At 66.7% G+C, this 24,922-nt stretch carries 24 protein-coding genes; 13 read left to right on the top strand and 11 right to left on the bottom strand.

Annotated elements, in window-relative coordinates:
- Window positions 1-236: 236 nt before the first annotated feature.
- Together ggt and AB0P25_RS06835 are read right to left on the bottom strand one after the other, a co-directional pair.
- On the bottom strand, window positions 237-2,264 hold the full coding sequence (gene ggt / locus AB0P25_RS06840) for a gamma-glutamyltransferase (protein ID WP_363806200.1): 2,028 nt from the start codon (window positions 2,262-2,264) through the stop codon (window positions 237-239).
- 258 nt (window positions 2,265-2,522) lie between these two features.
- Window positions 2,523-4,046: a DHA2 family efflux MFS transporter permease subunit gene (locus AB0P25_RS06835; protein ID WP_032055139.1), complete on the bottom strand. Its 1,524-nt coding sequence runs from the start codon at window positions 4,044-4,046 to the stop codon at window positions 2,523-2,525.
- Between the two features lie 510 nt (window positions 4,047-4,556).
- Here AB0P25_RS06835 and AB0P25_RS06830 point away from each other — a divergent pair.
- Complete coding sequence (locus AB0P25_RS06830) at window positions 4,557-5,927, top strand: extracellular solute-binding protein (RefSeq protein ID WP_363806198.1); 1,371 nt, start codon at window positions 4,557-4,559, stop codon at window positions 5,925-5,927.
- A 365-nt stretch (window positions 5,928-6,292) separates the two neighbouring features.
- On the opposite strand, the gene AB0P25_RS06825 is transcribed toward AB0P25_RS06830, so the two are convergent.
- The 3 genes from AB0P25_RS06825 to AB0P25_RS06815 form a co-directional block, all read right to left on the bottom strand.
- Window positions 6,293-7,555 (bottom strand): MFS transporter, encoded by a 1,263-nt coding sequence (locus tag AB0P25_RS06825; RefSeq protein WP_363806197.1) that lies wholly within the window; start codon window positions 7,553-7,555, stop codon window positions 6,293-6,295.
- Between the two features lie 133 nt (window positions 7,556-7,688).
- On the bottom strand, window positions 7,689-8,657 hold the full coding sequence (locus AB0P25_RS06820) for a carbohydrate ABC transporter permease (RefSeq protein ID WP_363806195.1): 969 nt from the start codon (window positions 8,655-8,657) through the stop codon (window positions 7,689-7,691).
- Window positions 8,657-9,622 carry a sugar ABC transporter permease gene (locus AB0P25_RS06815; RefSeq protein ID WP_363806193.1) on the bottom strand — a complete coding sequence of 322 codons (966 nt, stop codon included), beginning with the start codon at window positions 9,620-9,622 and terminating at the stop codon, window positions 8,657-8,659. Before AB0P25_RS06815 ends, AB0P25_RS06820 begins: the two co-directional genes overlap by 1 nt.
- Window positions 9,623-9,974: 352 nt before the next feature.
- Between AB0P25_RS06815 and AB0P25_RS06810 the strand changes: the two genes are divergently transcribed.
- The 9 genes from AB0P25_RS06810 (at window position 9,975) to AB0P25_RS06770 (ending at window position 17,844) form a co-directional block, all read left to right on the top strand.
- A complete protein-coding gene (locus tag AB0P25_RS06810; RefSeq protein WP_363806191.1) occupies window positions 9,975-11,009 on the top strand; it encodes a LacI family DNA-binding transcriptional regulator in 1,035 nt (344 codons plus the stop codon).
- A 77-nt stretch (window positions 11,010-11,086) separates the two neighbouring features.
- Complete coding sequence (locus AB0P25_RS06805) at window positions 11,087-12,019, top strand: BadF/BadG/BcrA/BcrD ATPase family protein (RefSeq protein ID WP_363806190.1); 933 nt, start codon at window positions 11,087-11,089, stop codon at window positions 12,017-12,019.
- A gap of 29 nt (window positions 12,020-12,048) precedes the next feature.
- Window positions 12,049-13,314: a 6-phospho-beta-glucosidase gene (locus AB0P25_RS06800; RefSeq protein WP_363806188.1), complete on the top strand. Its 1,266-nt coding sequence runs from the start codon at window positions 12,049-12,051 to the stop codon at window positions 13,312-13,314.
- Window positions 13,311-14,864, top strand: a complete 1,554-nt coding sequence (locus AB0P25_RS06795; protein WP_363806187.1) for an FAD-dependent oxidoreductase — start codon at window positions 13,311-13,313, stop codon at window positions 14,862-14,864. The genes AB0P25_RS06800 and AB0P25_RS06795 overlap by 4 nt, the downstream gene beginning before the upstream one ends.
- Before the next feature lie 74 nt (window positions 14,865-14,938).
- Window positions 14,939-15,253 (top strand): hypothetical protein, encoded by a 315-nt coding sequence (locus AB0P25_RS06790; RefSeq protein WP_363806186.1) that lies wholly within the window; start codon window positions 14,939-14,941, stop codon window positions 15,251-15,253.
- A gap of 67 nt (window positions 15,254-15,320) precedes the next feature.
- Complete coding sequence (locus tag AB0P25_RS06785) at window positions 15,321-15,812, top strand: hypothetical protein (protein ID WP_363806185.1); 492 nt, start codon at window positions 15,321-15,323, stop codon at window positions 15,810-15,812.
- Window positions 15,793-16,242 carry a DUF6098 family protein gene (locus tag AB0P25_RS06780; RefSeq protein WP_363806184.1) on the top strand — a complete coding sequence of 150 codons (450 nt, stop codon included), beginning with the start codon at window positions 15,793-15,795 and terminating at the stop codon, window positions 16,240-16,242. Before AB0P25_RS06785 ends, AB0P25_RS06780 begins: the two co-directional genes overlap by 20 nt.
- On the top strand, window positions 16,235-16,882 hold the full coding sequence (locus tag AB0P25_RS06775) for a hypothetical protein (RefSeq protein ID WP_363806183.1): 648 nt from the start codon (window positions 16,235-16,237) through the stop codon (window positions 16,880-16,882). The genes AB0P25_RS06780 and AB0P25_RS06775 overlap by 8 nt, the downstream gene beginning before the upstream one ends.
- Window positions 16,879-17,844, top strand: coding sequence for a glycosyltransferase (locus AB0P25_RS06770; RefSeq protein WP_363806182.1), 966 nt, complete (start codon window positions 16,879-16,881; stop codon window positions 17,842-17,844). Before AB0P25_RS06775 ends, AB0P25_RS06770 begins: the two co-directional genes overlap by 4 nt.
- Before the next feature lie 220 nt (window positions 17,845-18,064).
- Here the strand turns inward: AB0P25_RS06770 and AB0P25_RS06765 are convergent, their stop codons facing one another.
- From AB0P25_RS06765 to AB0P25_RS06745, 5 genes are all read right to left on the bottom strand, one after another.
- Window positions 18,065-18,934 carry a hypothetical protein gene (locus AB0P25_RS06765; protein ID WP_363806181.1) on the bottom strand — a complete coding sequence of 290 codons (870 nt, stop codon included), beginning with the start codon at window positions 18,932-18,934 and terminating at the stop codon, window positions 18,065-18,067.
- A gap of 73 nt (window positions 18,935-19,007) precedes the next feature.
- Entirely contained in the window at window positions 19,008-19,682 is a 675-nt protein-coding gene (locus AB0P25_RS06760; protein WP_363806180.1) for a hypothetical protein, read from the bottom strand.
- Between the two features lie 43 nt (window positions 19,683-19,725).
- Complete coding sequence (locus AB0P25_RS06755; protein ID WP_363806179.1) at window positions 19,726-21,237, bottom strand: FAD-dependent oxidoreductase; 1,512 nt, start codon at window positions 21,235-21,237, stop codon at window positions 19,726-19,728.
- 70 nt (window positions 21,238-21,307) lie between these two features.
- Entirely contained in the window at window positions 21,308-21,589 is a 282-nt protein-coding gene (locus AB0P25_RS06750) for a hypothetical protein (RefSeq protein ID WP_363806178.1), read from the bottom strand.
- Window positions 21,590-21,670: 81 nt separating this feature from the next.
- Complete coding sequence (locus AB0P25_RS06745; RefSeq protein ID WP_363806177.1) at window positions 21,671-22,009, bottom strand: hypothetical protein; 339 nt, start codon at window positions 22,007-22,009, stop codon at window positions 21,671-21,673.
- A gap of 87 nt (window positions 22,010-22,096) precedes the next feature.
- On the opposite strand from AB0P25_RS06745, the gene AB0P25_RS06740 reads away from it, so the two are divergent.
- From AB0P25_RS06740 to AB0P25_RS06730, 3 genes are read left to right on the top strand one after another with little or no spacing between them, the layout of a single operon-like run.
- Window positions 22,097-22,717 carry an NAD(P)H-dependent oxidoreductase gene (locus AB0P25_RS06740; RefSeq protein ID WP_363806176.1) on the top strand — a complete coding sequence of 207 codons (621 nt, stop codon included), beginning with the start codon at window positions 22,097-22,099 and terminating at the stop codon, window positions 22,715-22,717.
- 40 nt (window positions 22,718-22,757) lie between these two features.
- Window positions 22,758-23,546: a putative protein N(5)-glutamine methyltransferase gene (locus tag AB0P25_RS06735; protein WP_363806175.1), complete on the top strand. Its 789-nt coding sequence runs from the start codon at window positions 22,758-22,760 to the stop codon at window positions 23,544-23,546.
- A 46-nt stretch (window positions 23,547-23,592) separates the two neighbouring features.
- Window positions 23,593-24,408, top strand: a complete 816-nt coding sequence (locus AB0P25_RS06730) for a TspO/MBR family protein (RefSeq protein WP_363806174.1) — start codon at window positions 23,593-23,595, stop codon at window positions 24,406-24,408.
- On the opposite strand, the gene AB0P25_RS06725 is transcribed toward AB0P25_RS06730, so the two are convergent.
- Window positions 24,405-24,917, bottom strand: coding sequence for a tetratricopeptide repeat protein (locus tag AB0P25_RS06725; protein ID WP_363806173.1), 513 nt, complete (start codon window positions 24,915-24,917; stop codon window positions 24,405-24,407). The genes AB0P25_RS06730 and AB0P25_RS06725 overlap by 4 nt on opposite strands.
- Between the last annotated feature and the right edge of the window lie 5 nt (window positions 24,918-24,922).

The raw sequence follows: 24,922 nt of genomic DNA, 5'->3' as shown, positions 1-24,922 counted from the left end.
TTTTTATTTACGAGAGAAAATGCGCTCTCGGCATGCATCTATGAGTTTCATCACAGCCGTCGAAGACAATCACATCCCCATGAATGTCTGAACATCATAGCATAACTAAAATAAAATGCTGTGCAATTTATCAACAGTCTGCTACTGATGAACATATTTACATAATGGAGAGCCTTTTGTTTTTTTCAAGGCCCTCATAAAAAAGCTGCCAAAAATGACAGCTTTTTTAGCTTGCTCTATAAAGCACCATTGCCTAACACAATTCCTTCACGGCGTGGGTCTACCCCACCTGCGTATTTACTTTGATTATTAATATTTACTTTCATAATCGTTGAAATACCGCTGGTTTGTGCAGTGTTAGAAATGCCATGCCCTTTTGCTTTTAAGCCTTCAATCAGGTCAACTAAAGAAAGCTGTACATTCGAGCTATCCACATTGGTGTTTTTGCTATTGGTTGCGCCAAAGTTTACAAGCGAAGTGGCCTGCTGTGCATTTAAGTTCCAGTCCAATGCACCCACCAATGTTTTAACTACATATTGAATGATCGTACCTCCACCTGGTGAACCTGTTGCCATATAAAACTCATCTGGCGTGGTGCCTTTAAACACCAAAGTTGGCGCCATAGTACTACGTGGGCGTTTGCCGCTTTCTACACGGTTGGCAACCAGTGCCCCAGTGCTGTCATAAGGGTTTGCGCTAAAGTCAGTTAACTGATTTGACAACAAGAAACCATCTACCATGTGGAATGAACCCATGCTCGATTCAACAGTCGATGTCATTGAAACCACATTGCCATAGGCATCTACAATCGTGAACTGAGTTGTGCCATGTTCAACAGTGGTGTCCACACCCGAAGCTGTATTGAAATTACCTGCTGGTGCAACGCCCATACTTTGGTTCGGGTTAATCAGTGCTGCACGTTGTTTCAAGTAATTTTTATCAATAAAACTTGGAATACCCTGGGCTGGCAAACGAACAAAATCGGTATCTGCCACATATTTGTCACGGTCAGCGTAGGCCAAACGTTCGGCTTCAGACACTAAATGCACACCCATCACATCCGGCACACCACCTTCATTTTCAGGGTTTTTAGGTGGGTACAGCGACATATCAAAGTTTTCTAAAATACCTAGCGTCTGTGCAACTGCAATCCCTCCCGAAGATGGAGGTGGCATGGTACAAACATAGTAACGGTCACGATACGTCGTACAAATCGGGTCGCGTTTTTTAACCTGATAGTTCGATAAATCCTGTAAGGTCATTAAGCTTGGAGTAATTGGAGTTTTTGCTGGGTCATCCCCTAACGTCTGTCCTGCTTTTGCCACAATGGCTTGCGCAATCGGCCCAGTGTGTAATGCATTTGCGCCTTGCGTGGCAAGTGCTTCTAGGGTTTTTGCATAGGCTTTATTGGTCATAGTTTCACCAACTTTACGTGGTGAACCATCTGAATGAAAATAGGTTGCCATTGCATTTGCATCAAGCGCTAAGCTGTTTGCATTACTTGCAATTGCATCTGCCAAACGCCCCGGAATACGGAACCCATTGTCAGCCAAACCAATTGCTTCACCAAAAAGCTGGTTCCACTTAAGCTTGCCATGTTCTTGTTGTGCTTGTTCAAGCAAACGCATCACACCCGGCACACCAATCGAGCGACCACTACGGCGGGCACTTGGTACTGGTGCAGGTGAATTTGGGTCATATATATCTTGGCGAATTAAATAATATTCGTTGGCTGCGGCTGGTGCGGTTTCACGACCATCATAAGCCGTGACTTTTTTGGTTTTGGCATCGTAATACATCATAAAACCACTGCCAGCAATGGTGCTCGATTGAGGCTCGACTAAACCCAGCACCGCTTGTACCGCAACGGCAGCATCGACTGCACTACCGCCTGCTCTTAAAACATCACAGCCCGCTTTTACCGCAAGTGGCGTGTTTGCTACCACCATATATTTATCTGCGTATTTAACCGTGTTACCGAGTCTATAACCCGACGCACCTTCAGGCGCTGCTGGGTCACCATTTTGATTTGAACCGACCACCACGCTTGAACCGTCTTGTGCCAGTTTGCTACAACTGGTCGGGTCATTATCAACAATTAAATTGGGCGGGGTTGTATTTGAATCATCCTTGGGCTGATCTGAAGAATCATCTCCACATCCTTGTAATAAACCGACTGCTAATAAACTACTGAACAAAAATGAATATCTTTTATTCACGTGATAACTCCAATATATACGCCTGCCTATCCATGCAATTGCCATGCAAGCTTCTTTGTTTTCAGGTCTTCAGTTTTTTAATCTTTGATAAAAATAAAGTTTTAATAATATTAAATGATTGAGGGTGTTTATTTTGTGCTCTGTGCGATGTCTCCTTGTTTGTTATCACACTCTTTTATAACTGATTTGCCCAATTCTGGCATGCTTTATTTCTTTAAATACAGGCAAAATTTCCCATTTATAAACTCACTCATTTTGTAGTTGGCCTAAAAAAAGCATCTCCAAAGAGATGCTTTTTTGTGTTTAGTGAGAAGGCATGCCGCTGACCTGCTTGGGTTTTGGACACAGCCAAATGACCAGCCCTGCAAAGACAAACACAATCGCAAACAGCAAAAACACATGATTTGCCGACATGGTAATGGCTTCTTTATCGACTAGATTTGAAATAATTCCGAGCGTCGAATCAGCCGTAAACCCATTTTGCAAAAGTGTGTTTTGTACTTCAGTCGTATGTAGGTTTGACACCATTTCACTACGGGCAACTTTGGCATGGTCATCCCACACGGTCACCGCAATTGAAGCACCAATCGCCCCTGCCATAGTTCTTAAAAAGTTCATAAGGCCCGCAGCAGATGCAATCTCTTGCTGGAGTACTGAACCGAGGGCAATATTTGACAGTGGAATAAAAAAGAACGGTACAGCAAAACCTTGCAAGATTTGCGGCCAAGCCAACGCCATAAAGTCGGCATCTGTGGTCCAGAATGCCCGCATTAAGGTCACACCACCCAGCAAAATTAAACCGAAACTCGCTAGTGCTCTTGGGTCATGTTTGGTCGAGAGCTTTGCCACAATCGGTGACATGGTCAGACTACCAAAGCCCATGGTTGCAGTTAAATATCCGGCCCACGTCGCGGTGTAGGAAAGGTTCATTTGCAGCCACTGCGGAATCAGTACAATACTGCCAAAGAATGCGCCGAAGCCGAGCGACAAAGCCAGCACCGATATGGCAAAGCCCCTATGCCTAAAGACTTTCACGTCTACGACGGGGTGTTTATCGGTCAGCTCCCATATGAGGAACACTACAAAGCCAATGGCGGCAGTTAAAGCTAAAACGATAATGCTGGTGCTGTTAAACCAGTCGCGTTCGTGCCCCAAATCGAGCATGAGCTGTAGCGCACCAATCCACAAAATTAACAGACCTAAACCGACCGTGTCGATTCGTAAAGAAATGGTTTCTGTTTCGGCTGGTTTAAGCAAACGGATTGCCGCTAAAACACAAATAATCCCGACTGGTATGTTAATAAAGAAAATCCAGTGCCAAGACAGGTTGTCACTAATCAGACCACCCAAAATTGGCCCTAAGATTGGTCCAACGACGGTAGTCATTGCCCATAGGCCCATCGCCTGTGCATGCTTTTCTTGAGGGAAAATACGCATGAGCAAGGTTTGACTGAGTGGCATAAGCGGGCCACCGCATAGACCTTGTCCAATACGGAAAAACACCAGCATCCCTAACGAGTTTGCTAGGCCGCACAAGAAAGAAAAAATGGTAAAACCAATCAGACCAAAAATAAAAACCCGAACGGTTCCAAAGCGACCTGCAAGCCAACCTGTTAAAGGTACACAAATCGCTTCTGCAACTGCATACGACGTAACAACCCATGTCCCTTGTGTACTTGAAACGGCAAGGTTACCGGTAATGTGCGGTACAGATACATTGGCAATGGTCGTATCGAGCACAACCATAAAGTTCGACAAGGCAATAACAAACGCTGCCAGTATTAAACGGCCACCGCTTAGTTCGGCAAAAGGTGTTTGCGTTTTCATAAGCGTTTACTTCGCAGATATGCCTGCTGGGCCGCTGCGTACGGGCGGCGCGAGGGGATCAGGATGCGGCGCGCCGCGGCGCCCCTTGTCGCATCCGGCGCGCCGCATCCGTCAGTGGGAGGGGAGGGAAACGCCTGCCACGCACAGTCATCCGGAGCCCGGCTGAGATCGGTTGCCGATATGTCCCCCTTGTGAGGGGTCTCCCAGGTTCGAGACCTGGTTGGTGGCCGATCGCCGCCCCATGAAGACGGCCTTCCGGGGAGCCGGATGTGGCATCGTTGCCATATTGACCGCAGGGGTTCACAACCGTTTCGCCTGAGCGTAAGAAACGATCAAGTAACGAAAATCGGCCCCGCGTGCCCGGTCCCCTTGTGAAGAACTGCACCGCTGCATTAGCGTGCGATGTGGGAAGGTTTCCATACTGTCGCCATCAGACCCCGGCGGTAGGGAATCCCGTACCTCTTCGCTCGGGCGAGGACGCCCGCTGCGACACCACTGAAGGGAAATCAGATGAACAAGAGGCACACCGCCCTCGCCGCGATGGCAATCACCGCGTCGGTGGCGCTCCTCGCGGGGTGCAGCTCCAGCGGCGGCAGCTCCTCCGGCGGGGACTTCTCCAAGGACGCCAAGGGCAGCCTGAACGCCTGGGGCTTCGACAACGCGGACGAGGTCGGCACCTCCCGCATCGACTACGCCAAGGACCAGCTCAAGGGCGTCACGATCAAGATCGACCAGACCCCGTTCGACGCGCAGAAGTTCACCACCCGCGTCGCCGGCGGCAATGTGCCGGACGTCGTGCAGATGGACCGCCAGTTCGTCGCGACGTACGCGGCGCAGGGCCTCATCCAGCCGCTCGACCAGTGCTACTCGGTGCACAGCGTCGACCCGCAGAAGCAGTACTACGGCTCGGTCGTCGACGACATCACCTACAAGAGCAAGATCTACGCGGTGCCGCAGTTCTACCAGCCGCCGGCGATCATCACCAACGAGCGCGTCATGAAGGCGGCCGGGGTCACCGACGCCGACATCGACACGTCCAAGCCGGACCAGCTCGTCGCCGCCATCAAGAAGATGTACAAGGCCTCGGGCGGCAACCCGAGCGTCCTCGGCTTCGACCCGCAGGCCTCCGGCCAGGCCGGTCTGTGGCTCCTCGCCAATGGCGGCCAGGTCATCGGCTCCGACGGCAAGCCGACGCTCGACGACCCGAAGAACGAGAAGGGCCTGGAGGTCCTGAAGCAGATCGCGGACGCTCAGGGCGGCTACGCGAAGATGAAGAGCTTCACCGACTCCTTCGACTTCTTCGGCGAGAACAACCAGTACGTGAAGGACCAGGTCGGCGCTGAGGTCAACGCCCAGTGGTACGTCAACGTGCTGACCCCGTTCGTCGACAAGGTGGAGATCGGCGCCGTTCCGTTCAAGGACAGCAGCGGCCAGCCGTTCACCGTCGCCTCGGGCACGTCGTTCGTCATCCCGACCGGCGCCAAGAACAAGGACGCCGCGTGCGCCTGGGCTCTCGCGCTGACCAGCGAGGGCGCCTGGGAGGCTGCGGGTGCGGCCCGCGCCAAGACGATCGAGAAGACCCCCGGTGCGATCAACACCGGCCTCTTCACCGGTTCGCCGGAGGCCGACAAGACGCTCCGTGAGAAGTACGTGAAGCCGTCCGGCAACGAGGGCTTCGACAAGGCCATCTCGACCTACTACGACGTCGTCGGCAACGGCAAGTCGTTCGGTGCCTCGCCCGCCGGCCAGCAGATCCAGACCGAGCTGCAGAACGCGATCCAGAAGTACCTCCTGGGTCAGGCGTCGGCCAGCCAGGCCCTGAAGGACGCGCAGACGGCGGCCATGAAGGCCTACGACCAGTCCACCAAGAGCAGCAAGTAACCCGCTCTCCCCAGGGGCGGCCTCCTTCCGGAGGCCGCCCCTTCCGCGTGCCGAGCGTGAAGTCCAGTGGTGAGCAGATGTCGCCACTCGACACGGATGGCCGCATCCGCTCACCACTCGGGTGGTGGTCGCGGGTCGTCGAGGTGCAGGTAGTTGCGGTCGACACGCCGGCAGGCACCGCACCTACGTGCACTTCGCCCTTCTACGCGGCCGCCCTCCGCCCGTGGCCCCGGTCGAATGGTGAGCAGATGTCGCCACTCGCCACGGATGGCCGCATCCACTCACCACTCGGGTGGTGGTCGCCGGTCGTCGAGGTGCAGGTAGTTGCGGTCGACACGCCGTCGGGCTCCGCGATTACGTGCACTTCACGCGGGTGCGGCGACGGCCTCGGGGAGGTCGGAGACCTCGCGGACGCCACGGAGCGCCGCCCAGAGCACCACGGGGCACGCGAGCAGCAGCGCGCCGGCCACGATCAGCGTCCAGCGCGCACCGATGACGTCGCCCAGGATGCCGCCGATGAGCGCTCCGACCGGGAACAGCCCCATCACGACCACCTGCATCGTCGCATTCACGCGGCCCAGGATGCGGTCGGGGCACACCTGCTGCCGCACGCTCACCTGCGTGATCGCGTACACGATCTGGCCGAACTCGCCCGCCGCGATGCCGAGGACGATCAGCAGCGTCCACCATCCCGGCTGCGCGAAGGCTCCCAGCAGGGAGAGGGGCGCCGTCACGGCCAGCGACAGCCACACGATGCGCACCGAGCCCACCGCGCGCGACAGGCGGGTCGTGAACGCCGCGCCGACCATCACGGTGACCGACCCGACCGCGATGACGATGCCGATCAGGGCAGGCGAGAGGTCGAGGGTCCGCGACAGGAAGACCATGTTGACTGCTGAGGCGATCGCGAACGAGAAGTTGCTCAGCGCACTCGCCACTGCGGTCGCCCGCAGCACGCGCGTGCGGAACACGAAGGCGAGCCCTTCGGCGATCTCGACCCGCATGCGGCGGGATCCGGCAGCGGGAGCCGGAGCCTCCTCCCGCGCCCGGATGCCCATCAGGCACAGCGCCGACACCGCGAAGGTACCTGCCTGCACCAGCAGCACCGCCGCCGCGCCGATCAGCGACACCAGCACACCGCCGAGCGCCGGACCCGCGACCTGACCGGAGGCGCGCACGAACTCGAGCGAGGAGTTGCCCGCGAGCACCTTGTCCCGCCCGATCACCGCCGGCAGGTAGCTGCGGTAGCCGACATCGAAGAACACTCGCGCCACCCCGGTCAGCAGCGAGACGAGGAGCAGCTGCCACATCGACAGCACCCCGAGCAGCGCCGCGAGGGGGATGGTCGCCAGCAGCAGGGCGCGGACCACGTCGCTCGCGACGAGAACGGGTCGCCGGCGCACGCGGTCGATCCACGCGCCGGCGGGCAGCCCCAGCAGGGCGAACGCGATCGTGGAGGCTGCACCGAGCATCCCGACCTCGAACGGGGTCGCGTGCAGGGTCACCACCGCGAGGAGCGGCAGGGCGACACCGGCGATCTGCGCGCCGAGCTGACTAGTCGTCTGGCCGGCTAACAGCAGCCGGAAGTCGCGGGATGCGAACAACGACGGAGAGGGAGTGGAGGTCACGACGTGGGCCTTTCGAATCCGGAACAGGTGGTCCTCCCACCCGCCGGCTCGATCCGGAAATCGTCGCTAGGGGGGTTAAACGTTACCGGGCGCGATGGACCATGTCCAACGCGCCCGGCGAACGGGATGGGATTCAGCCCTTGCGGCCCTGCGTCGCCACTCCCTCGATGAAGTACCGCTGGCCGAAGCCGAACAGCAGCAGCATCGGCAGCGTCACGATGAGAGCCGCCACCATCACGAACTGGTAGTCGCCGTGCCCGCCGTTGGTCGGGCTGAACGTGGTCATCGCGTACGAGATGCCGAGCGGCACGGTGAAGCCCTCGACGCCTCCCGCGTTCAGGTAGATCAGCGCCGCCTGCAGGTTGTTCCAGCTGGCCTGGAACTCGAACAGGAAGATGATGATGAACGACGGGATGCTGAGCGGCATCGCGATCCGGGTGAACAGCCTCCAGTAGCTGGCTCCGTCGAGGCGCGCGGCCTCGAACAGCTCACGCGGGAGCCCCATGAAGAACTGCCGCTGCAAGAAGATGTAGAACGCCGAGCCGAACAGGTTCATGCCGAACAGCGGGATCCACGTGCCGATCAGCCCGAGGTTCTTCCAGATGAGGTACTGGGGGACCATCGTGACGGCACCGGGCAGCATCATCGTCGCCAGCACCAGGCCGAACAGCAGCGTCCGCCCCGGGAACTTGAAGTAGGCGAAGCCGAACGCGACGATCGAGCTCGAGATCGCCACCAGGCCCGCGGCCAGGATCGCGATGACGACGCTGTTGCCGATCCACGACAGCAGCGGCAGCTGGTTCCACACCTCGACGTAGTTCTGCGGTGTGAAGGTCTTGGGCCACAGCGAGTTGTCGAACACCTCCTGCCGCGGCTTGAGGCTCGCCGCGAGCAGCCAGGCGAAGGGGTAGAGGAACAGCAGTGCGAAGCCGATCGCGACGATCCACAGCAGGGTCTTCGCGATGATCGACTTGGGCTTGTACCAGCGGCTGCCGGTGGGCTTGTCGCCCTTGTTGGACGTCTTGCCGGTCTGGGCCTGCGCGTTCTGCAGCTCGGAGGCGAGCGGTGCCGCGGCCGGTGCGGACTGGGTCGCGGACGACATCACTTGTCTCCTTCGTAATAGACGAGGCGGTTGCTGACCTTCACCTGGACCAGGGTGATCAGCAGGATGATCACGAACAGCAGCCACGCCATCGCCGCGGCGAAGCCGAAGTTGAACTGGCGGAAGGCCTGCTGGAACAGATAGACGCCGTAGAACAGGGATGAGTCGGGCGACGCGTTCGTCTGATCTCGCCAGAACAGCAGATAGGCCTGGTCGAACACCTGCAACGCCGCGATCGTGAGAACGACCACGTTGAAGAAGATCGCCGGGGAGATCATCGGGATGGTGATGGTGAAGAACTTGCGGAAGGCGCCCGCTCCATCCAGCGAGGCCACCTCGTAGAGGTCCTGCGGAACGTTCTTGAGCGCGGCCAGGAAGATCACCATCGTGCCGCTGACGCCCCACAGGGTCATCAGTACGATCGACGGCTTGACCCAGTTGGGATCGATGAGCCACTGGGGGCCCTCGATGCCGAACAAAGCGAGGAAGCGGTTGATCGCGCCCGTGTTGCCGTTCAGCAGCAGCAGGAAGATGGAGGCGGTGGCGACCGCCGGGGTCATCTTCGGCAGGTAGTACAGGGTGCGGAACACACCGGCCCCGCGCCCCACCCAGTTGAGCAGGAGGGCCAGGAGGAGCGCGAAGATGATCTCCAGCGGCACGGCCATCACCGCGTAGAAGAGCGTGTTGCCCAGCGAGAGCGCGACCTTCGGGTCGTTGAACAGCTCGGCGTAGTTGTCGACGCCGGCGGGGCTCGCGCTGTTCGTCGCCAGGTTGTAGTTGCTGAACGAGATGAAGAGGCTGTACAGCATCGCGCCGAGCGTGAACACCAGGAACCCGATGATCCACGGGCTGATGAAGAGGTAGCCCGCGATCGCCTCGCGCTTGTTGTACTTCTTGGCCCGCTTCTCCGGCTTGCGGCCACCCGTGCGGGTCTTGCCGCCAGACGCGTCAGTGAGGACGGCCATCAGCGGCCTCCCCGTGTCGCGTCATCGAGCTCGGTGATCCTCATCGCCACCCTTTCGATCCGTCCCCCGCCACCGTCGGCGCGGTGTGGCATCGTTACCACATAGCAGCGACTATAAGTCCTCGTGAGCGGACGGTGCAACCGCGCCCAGGGCTTTCCCGGGCGGCGGCCTCTCGCGATGCGGACCGGTCACTGGCAGCGGGCGTGCCGGCGGGGGTTCTGCCTGTTGCGGCGCACGGTACACCCGGAAGGGGGCAGCGTCACCGGGCCTCCGGCGCGCCGGGACGACGCCTCGACCGTTATGGTGGACTTCGCCGGGCGTCCGGCGCTCCGGCGCCCGGGGGAGAGGTGCGATGATCGGGAACGATGCGGAGGGGGCTCCACGCCGCGCGACGCTGAAGGACGTCGCCCTGGCGGCGGGGGTGTCGCAGTCGACGACGTCACGCGCCCTGAGCGGTGAGGGATACGTCGCCGCAGGAGTGAGGGAGCGCGTGCTCGCCGCCGCGGAATCCCTCGGCTACGTGCCGCACGCCATGGCCCGTAGCCTCCGCAAGCAGGACAGCCGCACGATCGGCGTCCTGGTCTCCGACCTGCGCAACGCCTTCTACGCGGATCTCGCCGCCGGCATCGCCGCCCGCGCCCGCCGCGAGGGCTACACGATGATGCTCGTCGACGATCAGGGCTCGACCGAGGCCGAGATGGATGCGGCGCGCGCCTTCGTCGCCACCCGCGTCGCCGGCGTGATCGTCACTCCCCTCTCCGGCGATGTCTCCGACTACCTCGTGCGCCAGCACATCCCCGTCATCGAGGCCGACCGTCAGTTCTCGGCCGGGCGCTGCGACGCCGTCATCATCGACAACGCGGGCGTGGCCAAGCGGATGACGGACCACCTCATCGACCTCGGCCACCGCCGCATCGCCCTCTTCATCGACGAGACGACGTGGACCACCGGTGGCGAGCGCGCCGCGGGCTACCGCAGCTCGCTGGAGGGTTCCGGCATCGAGGCCGACCCGTCCCTCGTCATCTCGACGGGCTGGGACGCGGACGGCGCCCGCAAGTCGGCCATCGACATCCTCGCCCGCCGCGACCACCCGACCGCGATCTTCGCCGCCAACAACCTGCTCGCGGAGGGCGTCTGGCGTGCCACCAACGACCTCGGGCTGCGCATCCCGGAAGACGTCAGCGTGGTGTCGTTCGACGACTCCGAGTGGATGAGCATGGTCAGCCCCGGCATCACGGCCGTCGCGCAGGATGCGGTGTCCCTGGGGGAGACCGCACTCGACCGCCTGCTGGAGCGGCTGAAGGATCCGGCTGCCGAGCCGCAGACGACGGTGCTCGAGGCGCAGGTGCTCCCGCGCGGCTCGACGGCCGCCCCGCGCGCACTCTGAAACAGGCTCCCGGGCGGTTCTCCACTGCCTGAGGCGACTGGGTGGAAACGATCCCATATCTGCGGCAGGATGTCACCATGCCAGACCGAGCCGAACCGCCGTTCGCCGTCGCGATCGACGGCGGCAACTCCAAGACGGAAGTCGTGGTGCTCGACCGCGCCGCGGGCGGCTTCGCCGAGCGGACGCGGGCGATCGGCCCCGGCAGCGGCGGCGGCCCCGAAGCGGTTGCGAGCGTCGTCACCACGGTGCTGGCCGAGGCCGGAGTCGACCGCCTGCTCGTCGGCGAGGTGACGGCGGCCGTGGCGGGTCTCGACTTCCCGGGTGACGAAGTCGTGTACGCCGAGGCGCTGTCGGCGGCCTTCCCGAACGCCGCGGTCGAGGCGGTGGGCGACGTCGTCGCCGTGCTGGACGCGGGCGGCGGCTTGGGCGACGCGCTCGCGATCGTCTGCGGAGCGGGACTCAACGCCGTCGCCCGCGGGCCGCGCGGGCTTGCGACGGTTCCCGCGCTGGGCTGGGTGAGTGGCGACTGGGGCGGCGGGCACGCTCTCGGCCGCGAGGCGGTGCGCGCCGCCGCACGCGCCGAGGACGGGCGCGGTCCGGCGACGGAGTTGCTGCCCCTGCTGCTCGCGGCGACCGGTGCGTCGGATGCGGTGGCGCTCGCACGCGGCATCCGCGACGGCCTCGTGACGATGGACGCGGTCGGTGCGCTTGCGCGGACGGTCGCGCAGGCGGCCGCCGACGGGGACGTCGTCGCCGGCGAGCTCATGGCGCGCGCGGCCGGTGAGGCGCTGCTGCTCGCCGGCGTGGTGACGCGCGGCGCCTTCGGACCGGAGGCGCCCGTCCCGCCCGGGACCCCGGCCGTCCTCGCCGGCGGCCTGTTCTCCGACCCCGGTTTCCTCGCCGCCGTCTCCGACGGTCTGCGCGAACGCGGCTTCGACCCGTCGCCGCTCGCCTTCCGCCCGGTCGACGGCCTCGTGCGGGCGCTCCGCGCGCGCACCGCATCCCGCTGACCTCCCATCCCCCGCAGAAAGGACCCGCGATGAAGATCACGGTCATCGGCGCCGGCTCCACCTACACGCCCGAGCTCGTCTCGGGCCTGTGGAACGAGCGCGAACGCCTCACGGTCGACGAGCTGTGGCTCATGGACATCGACGGCCCGCGCCTCGAGATCGTCGGCGGCATGGTGCGCCGGATGCTCGCCCGCCAGGGCGCGGACGTCCCGGTGACCCTGACCACCGACCGCACGGCGGCCATCGCAGGCGCGGACGCGGTCCTCATCCAGCTCCGCGTCGGCGGCCAGCGGGCGCGGCTGCAGGATGAGCTGTTCCCGCTCGCCTGCGGCTGCGTCGGTCAGGAGACCACGGGCGCGGGAGGCCTCGCCAAGGCGCTCCGCACGGTCCCGATCGTGCTCGACATCGCGCGCGAGGCACGGGAGCGCGCCAACCCCGGCGCGTGGGTCGTCGACTTCACCAACCCGGTCGGCATCAACACCCGCGCGCTGCTCGACGACGGCCACAACGCCATCGGTCTGTGCAACTTCGCGATCGGCGTGCAGCGTTGGATCGCGCGCGAGCACGGCGTCGAGCCGCACCGTGTCGAGGTCGACCCGGTCGGCCTGAACCACCTGTCGTGGGTGCGCCACATCCGGGTGGACGGCGTGGATGTGCTGCCCGGCATGATCGCGGAGCGCTCCGACGAGCTCGGCCGGCGCGGGGGCGTGCCCGGCGAGCTGATCCGCGACCTGGGTGTGCTGCCGTCGTACTACCTGAAGTACTACTACGCGCACGACGCCACGGTCGCCGAGATGAACGCGGGCACGCCGCGCGCGACCGTCGTCGCCGACGTGGAGCGAGAGCTCCTGCAGCTGTACGCGGATCCGCGGGTCGACACCAAGCCGCCGCAGCTGGAGGCGCGGGGCGGCGCCTTCTACAGCGAGGCGGCGACGGCGCTGCTCGCGTCGCTCGTCGCGGGCACCGGCGACAACCACGTCGTGAACGTGCGCAACAACGGCTTGATCGCGGGCCTGGCCGACGACGACGTGATCGAGACGCTGTGCCGGGTGGATGCGTCCGGTGCGACTCCGCTGCCTCAGGAACCGGTGGCACCAGAACTGCTCGGTCTCATCCAGCACGTCAGCGCGTACGAGCGGATCGCCGCGCGCGCCGCCATGACCGGCGACCGCCGGCTGGTCCGGAAGGCCCTGCTGGCGCATCCGCTGGTGCAGCAATGGGATCTCGTGACCGCTCTCGAACGCGGCCTCTTCGAGACCGGCGGCGAGCTGCTGCCTCAGTTCGCGCGCGCATGAGCCGGTCCGCCGACGTGGTCGTCTACGGCGCCACGTCCGCCGGTGTGCCCGCCGCGGTCGCCGCGGCCGAGGGCGGTGCGCACGTGGTCCTCGTCGAACCCGGGCGGCACCTCGGCGGGATGACGTCCGGCGGTCTCGGCTACACCGATGTGGGCGACGTACGCGCGCTCGGCGGCGCCGCGGCCCGGCTGCGCTCGGACATCGCCGACCACTACGGCACCGCACCGGGCCGCTACGCCGGCCCCGAGCCGCACGTCGCCGAGGCGATCTTCCGGCGCTGGCTGGAGCAGGCGGGCGTCGCGGTCGAGTTCGACGCGAGCGTGGACGCGGTCGAGACGACCGAGGGCCGCGACGGTCGCGAGCTGCGGGCGATGACCACGACCGCGGGCGACCGGTTCGAGGCGGCCGTCTTCGTGGACACGAGCTACGAGGGCGACCTCCTGGCGGCCGCCGGCGTGCCCTATCGGATCGGCCGCGAGGACCGCTCCCTCCACGGCGAGCGCTTCGCCGGGCGTCAGGAGCTCGTGCCCGGCATGCACGCCATGCCGCCGTGGATCTCCCCTTTCGCCGGCGACCCGACCGGGCGCGCCGAGGGCCGGATCCTGCCGCAGCTGCACGACCGGCCGCTCGCACAACTCGGCGAGGGCGACGGCGGGGTGATGTCGTACGGCTACCGGGTGTGCCTGACCACCGCCGCGGACCGCATCCCGTTCGACCGGCCCGCGGACTACGACGAGGAGTACTGGGAGCTCGGCCGCCGGCTGTTCGCCCGCGACCGCCGCGAGGGCGTGGAGCGGACAGCCGGACGGATGCTCGGCCTCGAACCGAACCTCCCGGGGGGGATGGCAGACGGCAACTCGCTCGGCCCGATCTCGCTCAGCGTGCTCGACGGCTCGGCGTGGGAGTACCCGGACGCGTCGCCGCAGCGCCGTGAGGAGCTGCGGCAGCACCACCTCACGCACACGCGCGGCTTCCTCTACTTCCTGTCGCACGACCCCGCGGTGCCGATCCCGATCCGGCGCGAGCTGTCGCGCTGGGGCCTGCCGCGCACCGAATTCGCCGACACCGGCCACCTCCCGCACCAGCTGTACGTACGCGAGGCGCGGCGCATGGTGGGGACGCAGGTGCTCACCGAGCACGACCTCCTCGCAGGCGCCGTCCCGCCCGACACGGTGGCGCTCGGTTCATACCACATCGACGTGCGCGAGGTTCAGCGGGTCTGGCGCTGGGTGTACGAGCACCCGGACCCCATCGGCACGGTGTTCACCGAAGGGTACCTGTCGGTGCCGGTGCCGATCTACGGCATCCCGTACGGTGCTCTGCTGCCACGGCGCGAGGACGCCGCCAATCTCCTGGTACCGGTCTGCCTCTCGGCGTCCGCGGTGGCGTTCGCGTCGGTGCGGATGGAGCCGCAGTACATGATGCTGGGTCAGGCCGCGGGAGCGGCGGCCGCACTCGCCGCCTCGCTCGGGGTCGCCGCACACGACCTGCCTCGCGACGTCCTCCGCGAATGTCTGCGGGACACCGGGCTGCGCGCCGAATCGGTTTAACCACGGTCTGATACCGGAGTCAATCCCCCTGACACGAGAGGATTTCGGTGCAGCGATAAGGCACTATGTCGGTTATGGGAAAACTCGTCTACGGCCCGGGCCAGGAATACGATCTCGACGACCGCGTGCTCAGCCACGTGAAGCTCGCGATCGTCGCCAAGCTCCGCCGTCACGAGAGCTTCCTGCTGAACTGGGACGTCCCGGTCGAGCAGGGTTCGGGGCGCGTCTCGCTCTGGATCAGCCGTGAGGTCCCGCTCGCCTTCCAGTTCAGCGGCAGCCGTCCCCCGGCGATCAATCCGCAGTGGCTGGAGGCGCTGATGCACACGTCGCAGCGCACCGGCGGCATGGTGATCATGCCCGAAGACGAGATCGGGCACCACATCCCCTAACCCGCACCTGCGCGCGCAATCGTCAATCCCCTGCTTTCAGGGTCACCCGCGCCATAGCTTTACTTGTATGGGCGATATGACGGCGACGGCGGTGCTGATGATGCTGCCGCGTCGCGCCCGCACGCCGGTCGCAGTGCTGGTCGACGGGCCGGTCCCCTCCTCGCTGCGGCTGGATGTGTTCGGTGGCCGCGACCTGTTCGTGCGGATGCGCCGCGGACCCGGCGTCCACGGGCTCGCCGAGCCCTACCGCGAGCTGCCGCGCGACGACTTCCCGGTGGAGTCGGAGCCGGCCGTCGTCGTCACCTCGGACGGCTACGCCCAGGGCCGTTTCGCCTGCTCGGCGTCGGTCTTCGGCGCGTCGGACGTGACCGTGTTCGTCCCGCTGAACGATGAGGCGGAGGCTCCCGCACGCGTGCGCATCCCCATCCCCTCGCTCGACCGGCCGTCCTGGCACGACTACGAGCTCGTCTCCCGCACCCGTATGGAGTGCCGCTACCGCGTCGCCGATCGCGACGAGCCCGTCCCGACCGGAGGATCCCGTGCTCTATCAGCTCTCTGAAATCGAGCACCTGCTCGACGACGGCCCCGGTCTTCACGTGCGCTTCTCGGCCGGATACGCCGCCGATCTCGAATCCGGATCGATGGATGCGGAGAGCGGCCTGTCGATGCCTGGCCTGCCCGCGCATCCTCTCGACGCGGAGGAGTGGTGGACGCTGCCCCGGATCGAGTGGATCGCGCGACAGATTAGTCGCCTCCCGGCCCCCCGGCACGCCCCGCAGGATGGCTCCCGACCTGAGCGGTTCGCGTGGCTGCTGCGTGGCCGGGAGGTCGGGCACGCGCCCGATGGCGAGGTGCTGCTCGCCGACGTGGAGGTGGTCGGCCGCCTGGCCGAGTGCCTGATCGACCAGGCGGACCGTGTCTGGGGCGCCCGCTTCGACGCCGAGCTCGGGCGTCGCGAGACGGAACTGGTGTCGGTGGCGCATGCCTGACGCCTCCCTGACCGACGGGGCTTCGCTCGTCGAGGCGACGACGGTGCTCCAGCTCATCTCGGACAGCCCGTCGGGCGGCACAGCGATCGTGCTGCGCACCGCGGAGGCGCCGCCGTTCGTGGTGATGGGCGACGACTCCGAGGAGGGGTTCTCGCGCCTGCGCCGAGGCACGATCGCCTACGGGGTGCCGGAGCTGTACCAGGCGATGCCGCGGGACATGATCCGCGCCGGCCACATCCTTCACGTCCGCGACGACCACCGCCCGGCGCGCGTGGACAAGGCGGGCTCGATCTTCGGCCCCAACCCCGAGAAGCTGTGGGTGCCGCTCGACGACGAGGGCGAGCCGTTCGCGGCGATGCGCGTGCCCATCCCCTCGCTGGAGCGCCCGGCGTTCGTCGAGTTCGTGCTCGAGGCCGGCGGCGGCATGCTCGCGTACCGGCTGAACGGCGAGGCGCGGATCGGCGACGGCTACATCTGCTCGTACTGCGGAAAGCTGTGCCCGCAGAAGGAACCGCACACGGCCGCCCACGGTGTCGCCGGCCACACGCACGCGGGCGTGGCCGCCGGTCAGGAGCGCGAGCCGGCTCCGCTCACCGGTCCGCTGGAACTGGGTCACCCCGGTTCCGGGACGCAGCTGTGAGCCGCGCGCTTCGGCTGCTCGTCTGGCAGGTCCACGGCGGCTGGATGGACGCGTTCGTCCGCGGGCGGCACACGTACCTCCTGCCGGTGGATTCTGCCGGAGAGGGCGGCGTCGGCGGCCGTGATTGGCCGGAGAACGTCGTGGACGTGCCGCAGGCCGACCTCGCGGAGACTCCCTTCGACGCCGTCGTGCTGCAGCGGCTCGAGGAGTTCGACCTGGTCGAGCGGCTGACCGGGCGCAAACCGGGCGTGGACGTGCCGGTGGTCTTCGTGGAGCACAACACACCGCAGGAGGACGTGCCGCGTTCCCGGCATCCCCTCGCCGACCGCGACGATCTGCTCATCGCCCACGTCACGCACTTCAACGCGCTGTTCTGGGACACCGGATCGACGCGCACCCGGATCATCGAGCACGGCGTCGTCGACTACGGCAACTTCTTCACCGGTGAGCTGCCCCGGGCGGCAGCGGTCATCAACGAGCCGGTGCGCCGGTGGCGGGTGACCGGGTCCGACCTGCTGGGCGGCTTCAGCGCGGTGGCGCCGGTCGACGTGTTCGGCATGCAGGTCGACGGCCTTGCACAGGCGCTCGGTGTCGGCCCCGACCGCGTGGTGGCGGCGGGTGACATCGAGGCGCCCCGGCTGTTCGCGGAGATCGGCCGGCGCCGCGTCTACGTGCACCCGAACCGGTGGACCTCGCTCGGCCTCTCGCTGCTCGAATCCATGACCGCAGGCGTGCCGGTGGTGGCGCTGGATACGACGGACGCGCGCCGGGCGGTGGTGCCGGGCGTCGGCGCGATCTCGACAGACGTGACCGAGCTGCACGACGCAGTCCGGGCGTTCGTGGACGACCCCGGTCGCGGGATGGAGGCGGGCTCGCGCGCCCGGGAGTGGGCGCTGGAGCGGTTCGGTCTCACTCGGTTCCAGTCCGACTGGGACGACCTGCTGGCCCGCTGGGTCGGCTGAGCAGCGGCCCCACCCCGCCCGATTCGTCACGAATGCGCGCCACTCGTCACGAAACCGCGCGATACGTGACGAATCGTCGTCGTCAACGTCGGTGGGTGTGGCCGCAGAAAGGGAGGAGATCCGTCCCGCCACGCCGGTCGGATGCGCAGAACGGAGGAGTGGAGGCGGCGGGAGGGTGCGATTTCCTCCGTTATGCGCGCCGCATGGCGGATGGCAGGGCTCAGTCGGCGCGGGCGTCGCGCAGCTCGCGCTCGGCCTCGCGGACGGCGCGCTGGGCGTCGGAGAGCCGGGAGCGCAGCTCCTTCTCAGAGGCGCGCGTCTCGGTGAGGTCGTCCATCAGCCGTTGGAGCTTCCGCTGCAGGCGGTCGCGCTCCGCCTCCAGATCGCCGCGGCGGTCGACGGTCTCGTCGAGCTCGTCGTCGACCGCGTCGGCGTCGGCCCGCGCCCGCTCGACCGCCTTCTCGGCGGCCCGGATCCGGCGCTGCCGCTCCCGGCGTTCGCTGGGAGACTCGACGGGCTCCGCCGGCTCCGTCGCTGCCGCGCCGTCGTCGTCCTCTTCCTCGGACTCTGCAGCGGGCGCCGACTTCCTCCGCCCCGGCCGCGGCGCGGGGAAGTCCTCGATCTCGACGGGCAGCGCGACGGCGTCCGACACATCCACCTGCTCCAGCCCCGTCGACTCCAGCGCGCGCACCAGCATCCCGCTGCGGACCGCCGCCGCCGCGGCCGGGTCGATCACGGCGGCCTGCAGCGTCTCCTCGACCTCGCGCTGCACGGCGGGGCTGAGGTCGAGGCCGTCCGTCGCGCGCTGCAGCAGCCGCTGCCGCTCCTGGGTCAGCGACCGGATCTCGGCCCGGTCGCGGGACGCGAAGGCGTCGCGCATCCGCGCCCCGATGTCCAGCACGTCGCCGACGAGGTCGGGCTGGTCGCGCACGAGCGTGTTGATCGCGGCGGCGGACGCCGACGGCTTACGCAGCGCCTTGATCTGCTTCGCGGTGGGGCGGTCGGCTCCCGCCGCGGCGGCGTTCCGCTTCGCGATGAAGTCGCCCGGCGCGGCGGCGTAGAGCTCGCCGGCGACATCCCGCAGGTCCATGCCGCGAGTGTACGCGTGCCGGAGACGACTGCGGCCCGTGGACCGGGGTCCACGGGCCGCAGGGAGGCGGGCGTCAGGCGCGCGGCGCCTTCGAGGCCTTGACCGCCGCGAAGTACTCGCTGGACGGTCGCAGCCAGATGAGGATCGTTCCGACGATCGTCGCGATGACCTGCAGTGCGCCGGTGCCGAAGCCGTTGATGATGTTGAGCAGCGACAGGACGGTGAGCACCGTGAGCACGATGCGCGCCCAGTTGGCGCCGCGTCGCATGAAGAACGCGAACAGGATGAACGCCACGGCCCAGAAGATCAGGGTCACGACAGCCCAGACGGTGGCGCCCGCGATGACCGCGTCCGCCAGGCTCTCGGGGTTGGCCGACCCGGAGTTGTTGGAGTTCCGGATGGCGTCGATGAAGTCGGCGCGCTGGTTCCCGATGGTGGCGATGGTGATGATCCCGCTGATCACGCTGAGCACCGCACCGGCCACGAACAGCCAGAACGCGATGTTCACGGTGCGCGGCGGTGCCGTCGGCGCGGCCACCGGTGCGCCGTAGGGCGCTCCTGCGGCGGCGGCGGGATACGCGGGCGGGGCCAGCGGCGCGGCCGGGAAGCCCGGCTCGGGCGCGGCCGGGGGAGGGGTCGGTGCGCCGGTCGAGGCCGGAACGTCGGAAGCGGGCGGCGGGGTCGTCGGCTCGCCTGCCCCGGTGGGTCCGGCGGGGCGCGGCGTGCTCTCGTCGTCAGGATTCGTCATGTTATGAACCTACTCCCAGCGTGCTCTCAGAACTAGAGCCGCCTCACGGGCGCTCCGGCGGGGCGGGCGCGGGAGCCAACGGCTGGGTCGCCGGGCCCTCCAGCACCGAGCCGTCGGGAGCGAAGCGCGAGCCGTGCAGCGGGCAGTCCCACGACAGCTCTGCGTCGTTCCACCGCACGACCCCGCCGAGGTGGGTGCACACGGCCGACAGCGCGCAGGTCTCGCCGTCGATCGTCGACACGGCGACAGGCGTGCGGCCGCGGCGACCCACCGTGCCGGTGCCTTCGCCGACGGGCGCATCCGGCAGCTCGGGTCCGGTCGTCGCCGAGGCCCACTCCGTGACCGCCGCCTTCCCCACGCCCGCGTTCATGGCGACACCGGACGCGATGTCGACCGGGCGGGTGACGCGGTGGTGCAGCACGCGCGCCCACTCGATCGTCTCGCCGGTGAGGTCCGCGGTGAGGCTCAGCGCCGAGGCGATGGCGTTCGTCATCCCCCACTTGTCGTAACCCGTCGCCAGGTAGACGCGGCCGCGTCCGCGCGGCAGCCAGCCGACGAACGGCACCCGGTTCGCCGAACGGTAGTCCTGCGCCGCCCACCAGTGCGTGCGTTCGGCGCCGGGGAACATCCGCTCCGCCCAGGCGGTGAGGTCGGCGATCCTCTCGGCCGGTGAGCCCGCACGACCGACGGGGTGCCCGTTCCCGCCCACCAGCAGCAGCTCGCTGCCGTCCTCGGCGAACGCCGTGCGCAGCGACCGCGTAGGGGAGTCGGCCGAGAGGTGCATCCCGCGCGGGATGCTGCCGGGCACCCGGAACGCGGCGACGTACGACCGCGTCGGCTCCACCTTCGCGAAGTACAGTCCGCGGTCCAGGATGGGCGTGCCGGTCGCGAGGATCACCTGGTCCGCGTGCGAGGTGCCGGAGGTGCTGGTGACGACGGCGGGCTTCGCGGCCGAGACGTCGGTCACCCGCTCCCCCTCGACGATCCGTCCGCCGAGCCGTCGCAGCTCGCCGGCGAGCGCGGCCAGCACCCTGAGCGGGTGCACCTGCGCCTGACCGCCGAGCGTGAGCGCGCCCTCGACAGGGAACGGCAGCTCCGTCGTGCGCTCCTCCGCCGCATCGAGCCCGGCGCCGCGCGCGGCCGCGAGCTCCGCATCCAGCTTGTCCAGGCCGTCCAGCGTCGTCGCGTAGGTGACGGCGTCCCTGACCTCGTACGGCACCCGCTGCTCCTCGCAGAAGTCGAGCAGCCATCCCTGGCCCGCCGTGTTCCCGTCGACGTAGGCGCGCAGCACCGCGTCGGAGGAGTGGCGGCGGATCGACGAGAGCGTCGTCCCCTGCAGGAGGCTCACCTTTCCGGTCGTGTTGCCGGTGGTGACCGCGCCGACGGTCCGCGCCTCGAGCACGCAGACGCGCATTCCGGAACGGGCGAGCATGAGGGCTGTCGCCAGACCGGTCAGGCCGGCGCCCACCACGATCGTGTCGTAGTGGCCATCCCACTCGAAGGAGTCGGTTGCGATCGGCGGGGCGGTCTGGAGCCAGAGGGACGTCGTCGGCATGACACGAGCATCCCCTGCCCGCTGTGCGGGCGGTAGTGCTTGACTCCGCGCGGTCTTCGGGTCGTGCCGGTCAGGCGAGGGAGTCGAAGTCGAACCAGAAGGCGTCGTCGTCGTCTTCTCCGGCGGCGGAACCGGTCGCGACCGGATCGCGCGGGATGGTCGCCGTCTCGATTCGCACCTTGGTCTGGCTGGTGACGAAGATCTCGCTCGGCGGACGGCTCGACTGGGTGATGGAGACGAAGTCGCCGTCGTTCCTGCTCGCCGCGACGACACTGCTCTTCAGCTCCTCGACCGGGGCGCGGTCGACGAAGGTGAACCTCAGGTCGTCGATGTAGACGTGGAACACCTGCATTAACCTCTCCCGGTCGTCTGTTACTCGCCCGATAGTACGCGGTGCCCGCGAGAGCGCCAGTGCAGCGGTGTATCGAGCAGTTTAGAGCAGGTCGTAATCGAGATCGGGCAGGTCGTCCGTCCCGTGTTCGACGAAGGTCGCGCGGGTGGGCCCGAGGGCCGCGATCTTCCCCTCGAGCTGGGACACGAACTCGTCGTCGTGCAGTTCGGCGCCGTCGAACGGCTCGTGTTCGGCCAGCATCTGGCTGGCCGGCCCGAGCAGGATGAGCACCTCCCCCGTGTCTCCGCCCTCGACGACCGCCGGGGCGTGAACTTCGGCGGCGTCGTTGCGGTGGGCCAGCGCCGCACCGAAGCGCACCAGGACGTCGGCGATGTCGTCGCCGGTGAGCAGCGACCCGCTCGCGTAGTGGATGCGTTTCATAGTCCATCAATACATCCCTTGTGCGGGAGGTCAAGGTTGGCTGCGAATCGCTTGCGCTCCTGGCGGCCCGCGCGTTCACTCCACCGCATGACCGATCAGACCCGCCCGTTGACCGCCCTCGCCCTCGTGTGCACGCTCACGCCGTCGCCCGGGGAGTCGAGCAGCCAGCTCATGGCCCGGCAGCTGCTGGACGAGCTGGCCACCCACGACGTGACAGGGACGGCCGTCCGCCTGGTCGACTACGACATCAAGCCCGGCGTCTCCGCGGACGAGGGGAGCGGCGACGAGTGGCCGAAGATCCGGGAGCAGGTCCTCGCCTCCGACATCCTCGTCGTGGTGACCCCGACCTGGATGGGTCACCTCTCGTCCGTCGCCCAGCGTGCGCTGGAGCGTCTGGATGCCGAGCTCTCGGAGACCGACGACAACGGGCGTCCGCTCGTGGAGGGCAAGGTCGCGGTCGTCGGCGTCGTCGGCAACGAGGACGGCGCGCACGGGATCATCGCGGACCTCTTCCAGGGCCTCAACGACGTGGGCTTCAGCATCCCGTCGCAGGGGTCGACGTACTGGAACGGCGAGGCGATGCAGACCGTGGACTACAAGGATCTCGACGAGACCCCGGAGGCGGTGGCGAGCCAGAACGCGACGGTCGCGCACAACGCGGCGCATCTCGCGCGGGTGCTGCGTTCGCAGCCGTTCGGGGCGGCCTGAGCGAGCCCTGGCGCCGGTGGTGCCCGGCTAGCATGGCCGGGTGCCCGCACCCGACCCCGCGATCGTCGCGCGCCTGCGCGCCGCAGGGTGCGTCTTCGCCGAGGACGAAGCCGCACTGCTGACCGAGGCCGCGAGTTCCGCCGCGGAGCTGGACGCCCTGGTCGCCCGCCGTGTCGCCGGCGAGCCGCTGGAGCCGCTGCTCGGCTGGGTGGAGTTCTGCGGCCTGCGCCTGCACGTCGATCCGGGCGTCTTCGTCCCGCGGCAGCGGACGAGCCGCCTGGCGCGACGGGCGGCGGCGCTCACCGCGGCCGGGATCGCCGCCGGCCGCGACACGGTCGTGGTCGACCTCTGCTGCGGGATCGGCGCGATCGGGGCGGTGGTCCGGGATGGGGCGCCCGCCGCCGAGGTCCACGCCGCGGACATCGACCCGGCCGCTGTGCGGTGCGCTCGGCGAAACCTCCCGGCGGACCTCGTCTACGAGGGCGACCTGTTCGCCGCCCTCCCGGTCGCGCTGCGCGGCCGCGTCGACGTGCTCGCCGTGAACGCGCCGTATGTACCGACCGACGCGATCGCCCTCATGCCCCCGGAGGCCCGGGACCACGAGCCGCCCGTCGCGCTCGACGGGGGACCCGACGGCCTCGACCTCCATCGCCGGATCGCTGCCGAGGCTGCCGACTGGCTCGCCCCAGGCGGCACGCTGCTCATCGAGGCCGGGGACGCGCAGGCCTCGACCTCCGCTGCGTTGTTCGCGGCGGCCGGCCTCGACGCGACGGTCGACGCGGACGCCGACACCGGCTCGACGATCGTCGTCGCCGTCGCTGCGCGCTGACGCGCCGCCCTTCAACGCCGGTGGTTTCGGGACTACCGTTCGCGTCATGAGCACGCTCGCCGCCGCGCGGCCCATGCCGGCCGACCGCGTCCGCCAGTCCCTCGTGATCGCCGGCACCGTCGTGGCGATCATCGGGGCGGTCGTGGGCTCCGGCGCCGCCGGCGGTACGCCGATCCCCGAGGTGGCGGGCGGAGCGCTGAGCGCGGACGCGACCCTCCTCGCCCCCGCCGGTCCGGCCTTCGCGATCTGGTCGGTGATCTACGCGGGCCTCGTCGCCTACGCCATCTGGCAGGCGATGCCGTCGCAGGCAGCCCGGGAGCGCCAGCGCCGCGCCGGCTTCTGGGTGCTCGCGTCGCTGCTCCTGAACGCGGCGTGGATCCTGTCCGTCCAGGCCGGCCAACTCGGCCTCTCGGTCGTCGCCATCGTCGCTCTGCTGGTCGTCCTCATCGTGACGTTCGTCATCCTGCGCCGCCACCCGGGCGGATCGACGGCGGATGCGGTCCTGCTCGACGGTGTAATGGGTCTCTACCTCGGCTGGGTGATGATCGCGACGGTCGCGAACGTCACCTCGTGGCTCCAGCAGACCGCGTTCGACGGCTTCGGCGCGAGCCCGCACGCGTGGGCGATCGCCCTGCTCGCGGTCTTCACGGCCATCGGGGGCGCGCTGGCGATCTGGGACCGCGGACGCTTCGCGCCCGCCATCGCGTCCGCCTGGGGCCTCGCGTGGATCGGCGTCTCCCGGCTGACCGGTGCGCTCCCGTCGGCGCCGGTCGCGCTCACCGCCTTCGCGGCGGCGGCGCTGCTGCTGCTGATCGCGCTCGCGGTGCGCGTGGCGCGGCCGGGGCCGGCGCGGCGGCGCTAGCGCCCCGCATCCACCTCGCGCAGGTACGCCGCATTCCCGCGGATGGCCGCCTCGTAGCGCTGCAGGTCGGGCGTGCGGATGCCGTCGGCCGCCACCTCCATCAGCTCCGCGACCGCCGCGTCGCTGCGGCCGGCCGCGTGCAGGGACAGCGCGTGCCAGACGCGCACCGACTCCGACTCCGGGAACAGCGCCAGCGCGCGGTCGAGCACGGCGAGCGAGTCGTCGAAGCGGTCGAGGTTGCGGAGGGTGCTGCCGTATTGGAGGAGACAGCGGCGGAGCGTGTCGCCGTCCAGCCCCGCCTCCAGCGCGCGCTCGTAGTAGCCCGCCGCCGTCTCCTCCTGGCCGGCCGTGTCGTACGCGCCGCCGACCTCGTACAGCACGTTCGGGTCGTCGGGGTGCTCGGCGAACACCTCGAGCAGGGCGTCGATGGTCGGCTGCATGTTCGCGCGGTCGCGGGCGGCGAACAGGTCGGCGAGCTGCGCGAGCAGCGCCGGGTCGGTCGTGGGCATCCCCT

The sequence above is a fragment of the Leifsonia sp. NPDC077715 genome (genome assembly GCF_040686855.1).
Taxonomy (GTDB): domain Bacteria; phylum Actinomycetota; class Actinomycetes; order Actinomycetales; family Microbacteriaceae; genus Leifsonia.
The sequence above is the reverse complement of the archived record's forward strand: the minus strand, read 5'-3'. Positions and strand labels throughout refer to the sequence as shown.

Coding starts and splice junctions, on each gene's coding strand:
- AB0P25_RS06725 (WP_363806173.1), bottom strand. CDS start 24,917: ATGCCCACGACCGACCCGGCGCTGCTCGCGCAGCTCGCCGACCTGTTC.
- AB0P25_RS06755 (WP_363806179.1), bottom strand. CDS start 21,237: ATGCCGACGACGTCCCTCTGGCTCCAGACCGCCCCGCCGATCGCAACC.
- AB0P25_RS06740 (WP_363806176.1), top strand. CDS start 22,097: ATGACCGATCAGACCCGCCCGTTGACCGCCCTCGCCCTCGTGTGCACG.
- AB0P25_RS06745 (WP_363806177.1), bottom strand. CDS start 22,009: ATGAAACGCATCCACTACGCGAGCGGGTCGCTGCTCACCGGCGACGAC.
- AB0P25_RS06775 (WP_363806183.1), top strand. CDS start 16,235: ATGCCTGACGCCTCCCTGACCGACGGGGCTTCGCTCGTCGAGGCGACG.
- AB0P25_RS06790 (WP_363806186.1), top strand. CDS start 14,939: ATGGGAAAACTCGTCTACGGCCCGGGCCAGGAATACGATCTCGACGAC.
- AB0P25_RS06805 (WP_363806190.1), top strand. CDS start 11,087: ATGCCAGACCGAGCCGAACCGCCGTTCGCCGTCGCGATCGACGGCGGC.
- AB0P25_RS06795 (WP_363806187.1), top strand. CDS start 13,311: ATGAGCCGGTCCGCCGACGTGGTCGTCTACGGCGCCACGTCCGCCGGT.
- AB0P25_RS06760 (WP_363806180.1), bottom strand. CDS start 19,682: ATGACGAATCCTGACGACGAGAGCACGCCGCGCCCCGCCGGACCCACC.
- AB0P25_RS06815 (WP_363806193.1), bottom strand. CDS start 9,622: ATGGCCGTCCTCACTGACGCGTCTGGCGGCAAGACCCGCACGGGTGGC.
- AB0P25_RS06830 (WP_363806198.1), top strand. CDS start 4,557: ATGAACAAGAGGCACACCGCCCTCGCCGCGATGGCAATCACCGCGTCG.
- AB0P25_RS06750 (WP_363806178.1), bottom strand. CDS start 21,589: ATGCAGGTGTTCCACGTCTACATCGACGACCTGAGGTTCACCTTCGTC.
- AB0P25_RS06765 (WP_363806181.1), bottom strand. CDS start 18,934: ATGGACCTGCGGGATGTCGCCGGCGAGCTCTACGCCGCCGCGCCGGGC.
- AB0P25_RS06835 (WP_032055139.1), bottom strand. CDS start 4,046: ATGAAAACGCAAACACCTTTTGCCGAACTAAGCGGTGGCCGTTTAATA.
- AB0P25_RS06820 (WP_363806195.1), bottom strand. CDS start 8,657: ATGTCGTCCGCGACCCAGTCCGCACCGGCCGCGGCACCGCTCGCCTCC.
- AB0P25_RS06810 (WP_363806191.1), top strand. CDS start 9,975: ATGATCGGGAACGATGCGGAGGGGGCTCCACGCCGCGCGACGCTGAAG.
- AB0P25_RS06730 (WP_363806174.1), top strand. CDS start 23,593: ATGAGCACGCTCGCCGCCGCGCGGCCCATGCCGGCCGACCGCGTCCGC.
- AB0P25_RS06800 (WP_363806188.1), top strand. CDS start 12,049: ATGAAGATCACGGTCATCGGCGCCGGCTCCACCTACACGCCCGAGCTC.
- ggt (WP_363806200.1), bottom strand. CDS start 2,264: ATGGCAATTGCATGGATAGGCAGGCGTATATATTGGAGTTATCACGTG.
- AB0P25_RS06785 (WP_363806185.1), top strand. CDS start 15,321: ATGGGCGATATGACGGCGACGGCGGTGCTGATGATGCTGCCGCGTCGC.